This window comes from Paenibacillus sp. sptzw28 (genome assembly GCF_019550795.1).
In the GTDB taxonomy this organism is placed as follows: Bacteria; Bacillota; Bacilli; order Paenibacillales; family Paenibacillaceae; genus Paenibacillus_Z.
In genome coordinates this window covers 2376115-2388988 of the sequence record NZ_CP080545.1, presented here as the reverse complement: position 1 = coordinate 2388988, position 12874 = coordinate 2376115, and the positions used below count along the sequence as shown (strand labels likewise).

The window sequence follows — 12874 nt, the reverse complement described above, 5'->3', positions numbered from 1 at the left end:
TGGTGTTTACACAATGTAAAAAATAGTTAATTAGTCCAAATAATTAGACTGCTGGCGAGGGGTAAATGTTGATTTTTCGAGACAAATGATAGAAACACAAGCAAATCTACTATTTTTCTCATATAGTTTGCTAAGATATAGTTTTCGACGTTAAAGGTTGTTTAAATTAAATTCGGAAAGGGGAAATCTGTATGGCGGCGATTGTTCTCCGCAAAACTAACGAAAGAATTACCGCTGAAGAGCATGTGAGACAATTTCTGAATGAGCAGGAAGTTCTCTATGAACACTGGGATACAGGCAAGCTGCCTGGGGAGCTTCAGGAAAAATTCATCCTGTCCGATGAGGAAAAACAGAGGATTCTTGAAATTTTCGATACAGAAATCAGAGCGCTTGCGCAAAGACATGGTTACCGCAATTGGGATATTGTCGCCCTTTCGGACGCTACTCCGAATCTGGATGAGCTCTTGAGGAAATTTCAGAAGGTCCATATTCATACCGAAGACGAGGTTCGTGCGATTACCGCCGGGAAAGGGATCTTCACGATTAAAGGGGCCGGAGATACCGGTTACTTCGATGTGGAATTAATGCCTGGAGATGTGATTTCCGTTCCGGTTAATATTCCCCACTTCTTCACCTTGATGGAGAACCGCAGGGTGGTAGCCGTTAGATTGTTTATCGATGCCGCAGGCTGGATCGCCCATTCTTATGAAGACCCGGATTTCCAGGCCTGATGTGCTGATATTCGCGGTTAAACATACTTCAGGCTGCCGGGAACGTGTCCCGACAGCCTATATACTCAATATTTTTAATCGATATTAGGGACCTTATGTTTGGCTTTATCCAACCGGTAGTATCGGAATAACCTCAGATTTTTGGTACTGTTTGGCATAGCATTCTTTTTCTTCGCAAGAAGCTGCTTAGGCAAGTTGAAGAGCGAGGTAATTTTCTTTGGCAGCGTCTGAGTGGGTACTGATACTTTTATACGTCCCGGATTCAGCTCTTTGTAGGAAGCAACGTGGAATCCCCAATCTCCGAATGAAGGGACATAGGTATAATAGCTTTTCGTATTCATTCCCACGCTTCTGAAAGTATGATAAATGCTCCAATATACACGCGGCGTATCTTCGGTCGAATGCGATTGACATACGATTATTCCGCCTGGAGCAAGCGATTTCGTTAATACCTGCAGAAATTCTTTCGTATAAAGCTTGCTTATCTGCTTATCCGACGGATCCGGGAAATCAACGATTACAACGTTATAGCGTTTAGCATTGGATGGAAGAAAAATAGTGGCGTCCTGCAAATGGACTTTTACCCGTTTGCTGAATAACGAACGATTATTTAATACGGATATCGGCTTTCTCTTTGCTAATGCGATAACTTTGGGATCCAGCTCGACCAGATCCACCGATTTAACATCCTTGTATTTGAGCACTTCACGCACTGCCATACCGTCACCGCCGCCCAATATCAGAACATTACGGCGTCCGGACGCCATGGACAGTGCCGGATGAACAAGTGCCTCGTGATACATGCGTTCGTCCAATGAACTGAATTGCAGCTGTCTGTCAAGATACATTCTTACATCCTTGGCTTCGAGAACGATAATTTTTTGGTATTTGCTCTTACCTTGATATAAGATTTTCGGTTTTCTTTGCAAAAGGTGCTTCAGTGTTACTTCATCCCACATATCGCCGCGGTTTATGTTAAGACTCAGTTTTTTTCTACCTGCGATCTTCTTTTGCATTTTCACCTGTCCTTTCCACACCGCTCGTCTGAAACCTCATATAGCTCAATCTTCATCCCGGCCCTGATCGTAGACAGGCTTAGAATTGCTCGTTTATTTGGTTTCATTGTATGTGGGTTATAGCTTGCATGATTGTGCATTTGTCATAGGGGGGTATTCGCCCGCCGCAATTAATGGCCGCTTAATTTGGGTCCGCGGGCCCGGATTCCATGCTTCCCTTCCGTTTTTTCGCATAGAATTCAGCCGCTTTATAACGGTTGCCGCAGGTTTCCATGCTGCACCACCTCCTCTTGCCGCTCTTGGACGTATCGACAAAATACAGAATGCATTCCTCGTGCTCACATTGCCTGATTCGCTCCGGAGAATAGGTATCCAATGTGTCAAAAATAGACCGTATAATCCGGTTTAATACGTAATCCACGGTGTTCTTTCCTTCATACGTAAGTGAGAGCCTCTCTTTCCCGGCATCAATGACAGCAGTTAAGGATAATCGTGCGGCCCGTTCTTGCAGGGACAGAATAATCTCCCCGGTAGGCCTGCCGTGCTGCTCCAGAGCTGAGAGGATAACCATGCACAGCTCACGCAGGGAGGCTAGCTCGGTACAGACCCGATCGAGAGTATCCGGGTCCAGCCCGGACTCGTTGGCTTTCAGCAGATGATTCGCCTCCAGCCAAAGCAGTGCTTTCGTCCGATCCGTTAATACATCCTGAGGCTGCTTATTCTGCATGAACCGGGTATTGACCAAGTTGACCCATATACTTCCGCCCAGCAGATACAAAGCACTATCCATATAGCTTCATCTCCAATCCGATTTAGGAACAATCCTAGAGACTTATCATTTCCTTGGTCTCCAGAATTGATAATTTAACCGTATTTTCTGCAGCCGCCCTTAAACGCTCGAGAAGGTCCGGTGTCTGCGTGTAGATCGGCGGGTGATGAACCAACCCGTAATGGATGGGAATAAGTGTTGCAGCACTCAATATCACCGCAGCGGACACCGCCTGTTCGGGTGTCAGGCAAATCGGTTGTCCGCTCGGCGGCTCCATGCCGGGGCGCTCGAGCAGCGCACCGTTTACAGGCAGGCAAGCTGCATCGAAAGGACCGTATGCCCCGGCTATTTTCCACCAGTAGCCGTGCCACAATGTATCTCCGCAATGAATGAGTTTCTTCTCCCCGTCCTCTACAATCCAGGCCACTTGTGAATCCCCCACTCCATCGACGGAATAAGTCGCAGTCACGGTTAGCTCGCCTACTTCGAAAGAATCGCCAGCCCTTACCCCCGTGAGCGATTTCAGCTTATCGGTTTGGACGAGTTCAAGCGCTTTCGACGGGATATAAACAGGAATTTGCTCTCCATAATAAGCCGCGATGGCATCAGGGTCAAAGTGGTCATAGTGCTGGTGTGTCACGAGGACGGCATCGGCAGGGCCGAATTCATCGAGCGGATAGAGCGAACCGTGGGGCTGACCGAATATGGAGGGGAAGTTAAACAAAGGATCGATGACTACTGCAGTTTTCCCGGCTTCAATCCGAATTCCTGCCCAAGGCAATTTCTGAATGTTCATTGTTACTCACCTTTCTGAAATGGAATGTGGAGTATAACCATTGTTATTCGTTTTACTGGTTATGTATTCATTATAAATGGAGTTTTATAACCTGTAAACATCTTTTTAAAGGTTAGGTGATTGGCGGAGTAAGAAAAACGATGTGCTTTATCTATGACAAAAAACCGCTTCAGTAAGAAGCAGTTTATTTAATTGCTATCGAAGAGCCTAACCCGAGCAATGTGCTGCCATCGGAGTGTCTCACTCATCTTTATGCCAAATTCATTCTGTTCTCTACATTTCATAATACCAACGCCTAACTCATATTCTTTTATGTAGGGTTCAAAATAACTGTGAATCATTCTTGGAGGGAACCAGCCTACATGAGAAATCCGAACGATGATAGCGGGAAGTCATTTATCGTGCCCCAGCCGGTCCGCAGCGACGGCACAGGCGGACCTGATTTCGGCCCCCGGGATATATTGAGGGATATCGAAAATCCGGATATGCTGGTTCCTCCCGTTACAGATGCGGGCTTGCTTCCCAATCTGAAAATGTCCTTCTCCGACACTCATATGCAATTGAATCATGGCGGATGGTCTCGGGAAATTACGGTCCGGGAACTGCCGGTGGCCACCACCTTGGCCGGAGTTAATATGAGCTTAACACCGGGCGGTATCCGTGAATTGCACTGGCACCAGCAAGCGGAGTGGGCTTACATGATATTAGGCCGCGCACGCATTACATCCGTCGACCAGAACGGAAGGAACTTTATAGCGGACGTTGGTCCGGGAGACCTTTGGTATTTCCCGCCAGGTATACCGCACTCCATTCAAGGACTTGCGGAAGGCTGCGAATTTCTGCTCGTATTCGATGACGGCAGCTTCTCAGACCTTAACACTTTATCTATATCCGATTGGCTGGCACATACACCCAAAGAAGTGCTGTCTGCCAATTTCGGCGTTCCGGTAAACGCCTTTGATGCGATTCCACAAGAGCAGCTTTATATTTTTCAAGACGGTATTCCCGGATCCATAGAGAGTCAGGAAATTCAGTCGCCTTATGGCAGCGTTCCTCAGAGCTTCTCCCATCGGCTTCTGGCTCAGCCGCCGATGAAAACGCCCGGCGGAAGCGTCCGTATCGTAGACTCCACCAATTTCCCCATATCAAAAACGGTTGCCGCCGCTTTGGTCGAAATCGAACCCGGCGCCATGAGAGAGCTTCACTGGCATCCGAACAATGACGAGTGGCAGTATTACCTTACAGGGCAAGGACGGATGACGGTCTTTGCGGGTAACGGGGCGGCAAGAACGTTCGACTACAGAGCGGGAGACGTCGGTTACGTCCCCTTCGCTTATGGTCACTATATTCAGAATACCGGAACTAAAACGTTGTGGTTTTTGGAAATATTCAAAAGCGACCGGTTTGTCGATGTTTCATTGAATCAGTGGATGGCGCTTACCCCCCGGGATCTTGTCCGGGACAACCTGAACGTCGGACCCGAACTGCTTAATGCTTTGCGCAAGGAGAAGTGGCCTGTCGTCAAATACCCCGGCTTCTCCTATTATCCCAAATAAAGCGATTTCTGGAGCTAGCTATCGGCTTTCTTGCCTAATTCATTGAATGCTTTCACCAATTGTTTAGGAGCTGCAAGTTTCCATGCCATGATTAACAAATCATGCAATTCGGCCGGATCAATGCGATCCATACGAAGGACCACAAAGTTCATATTAGCGAACCCGTCTGGCAACCGAAAGATATCCGGCGCCATTGTCGTATAAGCGATTTGCTCCTCTTTTGTCGTTTTGATCAATAAGGAGACGCCATCCGGTTGAACGACTGCAAAAATCTTACTTTGCACCCGAAATGACGGTTTGCCCCAATGCTCTCGCTCTTCCGTTTTCGGCAGGGCAAGCGCGAGGCTGCGAATCACATCGGTATTTACCATGGCCTCTTCCTCCTATTCCACCATTTGGTTTAATTATAATACGCCAACAATAGCAAAAAGCAGCCTCATTTGGCTGCGTTTTTGCTTGTTCTCTATGATGACGTTGCGCCTGAATCAAACCATGATTTTGCAAATATCGTTTGTGAACTCAACCGGATCCTGTATGGTCAATCCTTCAATTAACAGTGCCTGATTGTACAACAGGGCGGTATACAGATTGAGCTTCTCCCGATCCTGCTCAAATGCATCCTTCAACGATTGAAATACCGTGTGATTGATATTGATTTCCAGGATTTTCTCGGCTTTAACATTGGGATTATTCGGCATGGCGTTTAAAATCTTTTCCATCTCGATCGTAACCTCGCCGTCCGCAGATAAACATACGGGATGCGACTTAAGTCTCTTCGAGGCTTTTACATCCGCCACTTTTCCGGACAACAGACTCTTCATATACTCGAACAGCTCATTGTTGTCGTTGTTGGCCGAATCGGCATCGCTCTGTTTATCGTCCGCTTCTATGCCAAGATCCCCGCTTGAGACGGATTTGAATTCTTTGTCTTTATACTTCATGACCATCTTTATGGCGAACTCGTCGATATCGTCGGTGAAGTATAAAATCTCGTATCCTTTCTCCGAAACAAGCTCCGTCTGCGGAAGCTTCTCGATTCTCTCATTCGATTCACCGGATGCGTAGTAGATATACTTCTGGTCTTCCGGCATTCTCGATACATATTCATCCAATGTGACCGGCTTCTTCTCTTTGGACGAATAGAACATAAGCAGATCCTGCAAAACTTCCTTGTGTGTCCCATAATCGCTGTATATGCCGTATTTCAGCTGTCTGCCGAAGGATTTGTAAAACTGCTCATACTTCTCTCTTTCATCCTTTAACAGGCTTTGCAGCTGGCTTTTAATTTTGCTCGTAATATTCTTGGCGATCAGCTTCAGCTGCCGGTCATGCTGCAGCATCTCCCTTGAGATGTTGAGCGACAGGCTTTCCGAATCGACCATCCCTTTAACAAAGCTGAAATAGTCGGGAAGCAGGTCCGGACATTTATTCATGATCAACACGCCGCTAGAATAAAGCTCGAGCCCTTTTTCATATTCCTTGGAATAGTAATCGAACGGAATACTTTCCGGAATATACAGGATTGCCTGATAGACAACGGCTCCATCGGCGCTGATATGAATATGCTTGATCGGCTTATCGAAGCCGTAATGCTTCTCGGCATAGAAATTCTCGTAGTCTTCCGCTGTAAGCTCGCTTTTGTTCTTTCTCCAGATCGGAACCATGCTGTTGACACGCTGTTCTTCCTGGTAATCCTCGAGTTCGCTGTCGCTGCCTTCCTTCGGTCTTTTCCCGGCAACGTCCATCATAATGGGATATCTGATGAAGTCGGAGTATTTTTTGATAATAGACTTTAAACGGTAATCCTCCAGGAACTCATCGAAGCTTTCTTCCTCGGTATTGTCTTTTATTTTCAAAATAACCTCGGTACCAAACGTGTCTTTCTCATAAGGTTCAATTGTGTACCCGTCTGTACCTGTGGATTCCCACTTGTATGCGCTGTCGCCGGTTAAAGATTTGCTGATGACGGTAACGGCATCGGCTACCATGAAAGCGGAATAGAAACCAACGCCGAATTGACCGATAATATCATGGCCGTCTTTCGAATCGTTCTCTTTCTTGAATGCCAAAGAACCGCTCTTCGCAATAACGCCAAGATTGTTCTCGAGCTCTTCCCTCGTCATCCCGACACCGGTGTCGCGGATCGTGAGCGTTCTACTATTCTTGTCGGCAATCACCTTGATATAGTAGCTGTCTTTATCAAAAACGAGATTCGGGTCGGTTAATGCGAGATAGTACATTTTGTCAATCGCGTCACTGGCGTTGGAGATCAGCTCTCTGAGAAAAATTTCTCTCTGCGTATAAATGGAGTTGATCATCATTTCCAACAGACGTTTTGATTCCGCTTGAAACTGCTTTTTTTCCATTGAACTACTCTCTCCCTTTGTAATATTCGAACGATTTCGTCATGAGGCGCGTTAGCACTCGAGTCCTTTGAGTGCCAGTCACTAGTTTTTTTATATCATTCCTTATTTTTAAAGTCAATATTGGACTATCCTTGGGGAAACCGTAGAAGTCTCCGCAACAGTAGTGCCTGACGTGTTCCATTTCAAACGTAATAAATTGAAAGAGCTGAACGCCTGCCCGTTCAGCTCTGTCATTAAGTGAAGTATTCAATTTTGGCTAAAGGAAAATGGAGGAATATTTTCTCCGTTATGAACTCGCGCAACGCCTGCGCCTGTTCGTCGGGATACACATATTTGCCTTGGCCCCAGCGTCCCCATTTGTATTTGCGTTTGGCTTCGTCCATCTCCAGCTTGGTCTTGGGGTAGCGTGCTTCGATTACTCTCTTCGCTGTTTTCGTAAACCGGTGCTGGATCAGCTCAAACGTCAGATCGGATGAGGCTTCAGGGGGCAGCGTCTCCGCCACCCTTGAAAGCAGGTCCGCATATCCCTGCTCCCATCCTTCATGCCATATAATCGGCGCGATGATAAAGCCAAGGGGATAACCTGCTCGAGCGACTTTACCTGCTGCAGTTATCCGTTCCTGGAAGCTGGAAGTGGACGGTTCGAAATGACGAATCACGTAATCGGCATTGATGCTGAAACGAAAGCGTGTATGTCCATTATGTCTGGCGTCAAGCAGCGTATCTACATGATGATATTTCGTAACAAAACGCAATCGACCGCTTGGCTGGTCGGCCATAAATTCGATTAGCTGCTTCAAGGATCCCGTAATATGCTCTATGCCTACAGGGTCTGAGGTGCAAGCGGCTTCAAAGCGGGTTACTTCCGGGTCACGTTCTTCTATATATTTGTGCGCGGCTTGCAGAATGTCTTCAATATTGACATAAACCCGTATATACGGCTTGGCCCCAAGCGTCGTTTGAAGATAACAGTAATGGCAGTGCCCCATGCAGCCGGTAGCTATCGGAATCGCATATTCGGCCGACGGCTTCGATGTGTCGAATGTGAGCGTTTTGCGAATACCGACCACTAACGTGTTCTTCGCGATCTTATACTTCTCGAGTTCCGTTTCTCCTGGCAGGTTCGTAATCCGGTTGTGGGAAGTTGTCATATGAACGGGCAAAGCGTGATGTTTAGCCCACTCTAAGATCTGCTTTCCTTTCGGGTATTCAAGCGCATCCGGTTCAAAATAGACCAGCTCCGGCATGAATTTTCGAGTTTCGCGCGGCGCTTTGGAAATACGTGTCGTAATAATAAAAACCCCTTTGGCTTGACTTGGCCATGTCTTGTATAGGAGTAGTGTGTTTTATTTGTTAATTATTATGCAATCGGGACGGTCTGTGACGGCCCAGCATGCCGTCTTCTCCTAGGCGCAAAAAAACCCAATCGCATTGGATCGGGGTTTTTGCGCATCAACGTTCTATTTGAACTGGGGCGTAAAGGGATTTTACGCTTTTTTACTTTTCTTAATTGCTATAGCAATCGTAAGAACGAGTCCGCCCCATAATAAGACTGCCCCGAACAGTAACATACCAATCGCCGCTCCGCTCATGCCCGGAATCCCTCCTGTTTGATATCTGTTTTCCATTTAAACATGTATGCTACAATGAACGAAATCAATAAAGTTGCGCAAACCAAAAGCCATCCGAATGTTAATAGTGCATAAAACGGGTACCCCTCATAGGCTTTTGTGAATTCCAGCTGGAAATTCTTATATGACATAAAGAGCAATACGAGCGGAGTAACGCCCATAATCATGATATTCCACCAGGTCCCTACACGAAAGTCGGATACCAGGTTGTTATCTTCCCGAATGCGGGTTATATTAGCAAACCAGCCGACGAGGACGACCTCAAGCAGACCGGCAATAACAATACCGAAGTTGTTGATGAAGTGATCTATGATATCCAGCAGCACTATTCCGGCACCGGTTGTATAGATGATACTCACGAGCGCACAAACGCCGACTACACCATTGACGGCCGCCTTTCGGGTCAGGCGAAACTTATCCATCAAAGATGCGATTAAAACTTCCACGATTGAGATCAATGATGTGAAACCGGCAATGATAAGCGATAGGAAAAAGAGCATCCCAAATGCACTGTTGAATATGGGGAACGTATTAATTATCTTTGGAAACACGACAAAAGCGAGACCAACTCCTGAGGCAGCCACGTCTTTCACTTCACTGCCAGTGGATACGGCCATAAATCCGATTGCCGCGAACACGCCTATTGCAGCAAGGAATTCAAAACCGCAGTTGCTGAAAGCCATGATAAAGCCACTGTTATTGACTTCCTGTTTCTTGTCCATATAGCTGCTATAGGTAATCATGATAGCAAACGCAACAGAAAGGCTGAAAAATATTTGCCCATATGCGGCCATCCAGACACTATACCATTCCGGATTTGTGCCGCCGAGAAAGCCAGGCAATATTTTAGCGAAATTAGGAGTTAACAGGTGATCCAATCCTACAGCTGCGCCCGGCAGCGTAATAGCACGGATTACAATCAGTATCATGAGAACAAACAGAATCGGTATGAAAATTTTGCTCATCATTTCAATTCCTTTTTTCACGCCGCGGATAAGCACATAATAGGTCCCTGCCCAAACTGCGATTAGTGGGAGCAAAATGTGCCACTGTAAACCTCCTAAATTCAAACCCGACTCCGTAACAGCATCATCGGGAACACCCAGATAGGTTCCGAATAAAAAAGCTTTCGTATCTTCACCCCAACTTAAGTTGAACGAGTAGAAGAAATAGCTGACCGCCCAGGCAACTACCGCAACATAATAGGTTGTAATAACAAAACTAATCAACACCTGCCACCAGCCGAGCCATTCGAACTTGCGGGACAGCTTGCTCAACGATAAAGGCGCGGACCCTCTGCCTGTCCGACCGATACCGAATTCTAACAGCAGAATTGGAATCCCAGCTGTTATTAAAGCGAAGAAGTAAGGAATTAAGAACGCCCCTCCGCCGTTTTCGTACACAACGTACGGAAACCTCCAGATATTTCCTAACCCGACCGCCGAGCCGACTGCAGCCAGTATGAAGCCTACCCTGGTCCCCCACTGTTCACGTTGTTCCATTCTTTTAATTTCCTCCTCATTAGTGTAATAGCTTTTAAAAATCATCATATATTCAAGCCATATTGTCTTAGTTGGCTTCGTCTGACTTTTCGTATTGTATCATAAACGCTTTCTTAAGGAATACCATTTCCTTATTACTAACTTTTACCTAATCATTCCACTCATCTGTGAGCGTCAGCAATTTATTCCGCGGAGGCGCTTGCCAGCCCCATTCCGGGTTTTCACCGTAGAGATACGCCCATGCCGGGCGTACAATGAAAAAACCGAGAGCATAATAATACGCATCCCGGTTCTTACTTTTCATCCCAATATTTTTCAAAAAAGGTTAGCCATTGTTTTATTTCCACCAGGGGCTCTGGCTGAAGCTTGTACCGCGTTTCCCGTCCGACCTTCTGACTGCTGAAAAGTCCCGCATCAGATCGAATATGCAGATGCTTGTTGACAGCTGTGCGCGTAAGCGGGAAACATTCCGTTATTGCAGCAATCGGCATTTCCTTGTCGGCAAGCAATTTAATCAGCCTTCGGCGGGTAGGGTCGGCGATTGCCTGAAATACATCGTGCTTTAATGCAGGCGCAGTGAACTTAAGCCTCTACATATTTGACGGTGCCAGTCATCTCCCCAGTCAATGCCAACACGATTCGGTGGATCGAGTTCTGTCACTTTACATGGGGAATCAGCGAAATGCCCTGCATGAAGGATGAATTCACTGCCCACGATAGGTTTAAAAGTATTAGCCATCCACCATGCGGCAATACCTTCCGAAGCAGCTACAGCTTTCCATACTTTTTCAATCGGAGCATTGAGGACAACCGTTTTACGGATTTCCGGTATAAATCCATCAGCCGGTTTCATACGATGTTTACGGCACGGGCAGCTAATACAGCAAGAATGACTAGCGAAATGGAAGCTTGTGTCATCATTAGCAGTTTTGCACGTCGCGACATAACCGACGTATCAGTTGGGCTGAAAGCAGTATTTGTATTAAACGCCAGAAATAAATAATCAAAAAAGCCCGGTTTCCAATTTGTCAAGCCTGCCGCTATTTGTGGGAAAAGAAAATCCGGTGATTGGCTTTGCCCGGTGTGGCGAGAGACTGGCCCTCCTTGATCTACTTCCCAATACCAAACTGTAAAAACAATGACATTAGCTACCCATAATAGAACCGCATCCCGAAATAAACTCGAAGCTACAGCTTTATGAGTAAACAACGTGTCGATTAGAAAAATAACACTGCTGATGAGCCCCGATGTCACAATCCCAAGAATGATAAAGGTCAATATACGAGTGAATACATGATGGCCCCTTGCGACAGTATAGATTAGTGGAACAAGAAGCATAAATGAGATGGCGGGTATAAACCAGCTTGCACCAACCGTTAACATCTCAGGTAGTGAAGCAAGCAGAGCTCCGATTACGAATATGGCAATCAGAAAAGACCAGCGTGAAATCCGGAGATTTTTGGGAATCTCGTGCTTCGATTTTGTCATTTCCTTAATGTTTGACCAGGATTTCATCTAGTTATGCTCCTTTTGAGTTTTTCGTATACGGGTGCTTATATTCGGATTAGGGTAGTCAAAGGAAAAACGAGCACATTCCAAAATAAACCATAGGAAAAGGGATGTGCGAATAACAAACAAGAGATATCCTTGTACCCCTATATAATTATGTTCTTCTCCCCCGAATAAAGCAATTATGAGCAGTGCGTCGCCCTCAATAAAGGGCAGCAATACAAGTGCGCTTAACTGCGTTAAAATATTAAAGATGCCCAATATTGAAATCAATGGATGAAGAGGAGAAAAAGAATAGAAGAATTATCGCATAACGAGTCCCTGCCACAAAACAGGCATCAAACAGTTTGTTATAGTTTGTTATTACTTTGGGGTGAATGGTATTGGGAAAATGGTTTCCTGAAGCTTATGATATTATAATGAAGCCGCTTGAGCGAAGACGATTTGAACATATTCGAAAACAATTACTTCAGAATGCGAACGGAATCGTGTTGGAGATCGGATCAGGGACAGGATTAAACTTTCCTTTTTATGAACATGCGAAAAAGGTCACCGCAATCGAACCAGATCCTCTTATGAGACAGCGATCGTTAGTAAGATTAGAAAATGCCCAAATCCCAATTGAGGTGATATCTGCAAGGGCGGAGAGTTTACCATTTCCAGACGATAGCTTTGACTGTGTCGTGTGTACTTTGGTCTTTTGTACGATTCCTACGTCACGTAAAGCATTGGAAGAAATACGTCGGGTTTGTAAGCCGGATGGACAAATGTTAATGTTCGAGCATGTAAAAGTTAAACACCCGGTTCTTGGTCCACTTCAAGAATGGATGACGCCACTTTGGAAACGATTATGTGACGGATGCCATTTAAACCGCGATACGATTGAATTGGTAAAGCAGGAAGGATTCAAAATTAACAGGATAGAGCGGTTCTATAAGGATATTTTTGTTGTTATTAAAGCCATTAATAAAAAACAAACCTAACATCGTTCAAACTTC

13 protein-coding genes and 2 pseudogenes are annotated in these 12874 nt (G+C 45.8%); 3 read left to right on the top strand and 12 right to left on the bottom strand.

The features are described 5' to 3' along the window. Nucleotides 1-191 precede the first annotated feature (191 nt). Nucleotides 192-731, top strand: coding sequence for an acireductone dioxygenase (locus KZ483_RS10515; RefSeq protein ID WP_220352602.1), 540 nt, complete (start codon nt 192-194; stop codon nt 729-731). 74 nt (nt 732-805) lie between these two features. On the opposite strand, the gene KZ483_RS10510 is transcribed toward KZ483_RS10515, so the two are convergent. From KZ483_RS10510 to KZ483_RS10500, 3 genes are all read right to left on the bottom strand, one after another. Continuing rightward, complete coding sequence (locus tag KZ483_RS10510; protein WP_220352601.1) at nt 806-1747, bottom strand: spermine/spermidine synthase domain-containing protein; 942 nt, start codon at nt 1745-1747, stop codon at nt 806-808. 181 nt (nt 1748-1928) lie between these two features. Further along, nucleotides 1929-2537, bottom strand: a complete 609-nt coding sequence (locus tag KZ483_RS10505; RefSeq protein WP_220352600.1) for a CGNR zinc finger domain-containing protein — start codon at nt 2535-2537, stop codon at nt 1929-1931. A gap of 34 nt (nt 2538-2571) precedes the next feature. Beyond that, nucleotides 2572-3312: an MBL fold metallo-hydrolase gene (locus tag KZ483_RS10500; protein ID WP_220352599.1), complete on the bottom strand. Its 741-nt coding sequence runs from the start codon at nt 3310-3312 to the stop codon at nt 2572-2574. A 362-nt stretch (nt 3313-3674) separates the two neighbouring features. Between KZ483_RS10500 and KZ483_RS10495 the strand changes: the two genes are divergently transcribed. Continuing rightward, nucleotides 3675-4868, top strand: coding sequence for an oxalate decarboxylase family bicupin (locus KZ483_RS10495; RefSeq protein WP_220352598.1), 1194 nt, complete (start codon nt 3675-3677; stop codon nt 4866-4868). Nucleotides 4869-4882: 14 nt separating this feature from the next. Here KZ483_RS10495 and KZ483_RS10490 read toward each other — a convergent pair whose 3' ends face one another. The 9 genes and pseudogenes from KZ483_RS10490 to KZ483_RS10450 all read right to left on the bottom strand — a co-directional run bounded on the left by KZ483_RS10490 (nt 4883) and on the right by KZ483_RS10450 (nt 11882). Next, entirely contained in the window at nt 4883-5239 is a 357-nt protein-coding gene (locus KZ483_RS10490; RefSeq protein ID WP_220352597.1) for an MmcQ/YjbR family DNA-binding protein, read from the bottom strand. Nucleotides 5240-5353: 114 nt separating this feature from the next. After that, nucleotides 5354-7234: a molecular chaperone HtpG gene (htpG, locus tag KZ483_RS10485; protein ID WP_220352596.1), complete on the bottom strand. Its 1881-nt coding sequence runs from the start codon at nt 7232-7234 to the stop codon at nt 5354-5356. A gap of 233 nt (nt 7235-7467) precedes the next feature. Then, nucleotides 7468-8481: a spore photoproduct lyase gene (gene splB, locus KZ483_RS10480; RefSeq protein WP_220352595.1), complete on the bottom strand. Its 1014-nt coding sequence runs from the start codon at nt 8479-8481 to the stop codon at nt 7468-7470. A gap of 240 nt (nt 8482-8721) precedes the next feature. After that, the gene (locus KZ483_RS10475; protein WP_220352594.1) at nt 8722-8826 is read right to left on the bottom strand and encodes a MetS family NSS transporter small subunit; all 105 of its coding nucleotides are present in this window, start codon (nt 8824-8826) and stop codon (nt 8722-8724) included. After that, entirely contained in the window at nt 8823-10367 is a 1545-nt protein-coding gene (locus tag KZ483_RS10470) for a sodium-dependent transporter (RefSeq protein ID WP_220352593.1), read from the bottom strand. The genes KZ483_RS10475 and KZ483_RS10470 overlap by 4 nt, the downstream gene beginning before the upstream one ends. A 148-nt stretch (nt 10368-10515) precedes the next feature. Next, nucleotides 10516-10671: a hypothetical protein gene (locus tag KZ483_RS10465; protein WP_220352592.1), complete on the bottom strand. Its 156-nt coding sequence runs from the start codon at nt 10669-10671 to the stop codon at nt 10516-10518. Further along, nucleotides 10661-10939 (bottom strand): annotated as a pseudogene (locus tag KZ483_RS10460) (ArsR/SmtB family transcription factor); the annotation flags it as partial. The gene KZ483_RS10465 and the pseudogene KZ483_RS10460, both read right to left, overlap by 11 nt. Nucleotides 10940-10971: 32 nt before the next feature. Then, a pseudogene (locus tag KZ483_RS10455) lies at nt 10972-11220 on the bottom strand (SRPBCC domain-containing protein); the annotation flags it as partial. Further along, nucleotides 11217-11882: a DUF1345 domain-containing protein gene (locus tag KZ483_RS10450; protein ID WP_258881636.1), complete on the bottom strand. Its 666-nt coding sequence runs from the start codon at nt 11880-11882 to the stop codon at nt 11217-11219. The pseudogene KZ483_RS10455 and the gene KZ483_RS10450, both read right to left, overlap by 4 nt. 371 nt (nt 11883-12253) lie before the next feature. On the opposite strand from KZ483_RS10450, the gene KZ483_RS10445 reads away from it, so the two are divergent. Further along, nucleotides 12254-12859, top strand: a complete 606-nt coding sequence (locus tag KZ483_RS10445) for a class I SAM-dependent methyltransferase (RefSeq protein WP_397376168.1) — start codon at nt 12254-12256, stop codon at nt 12857-12859. The last annotated feature ends 15 nt before the right edge of the window (nt 12860-12874 follow it).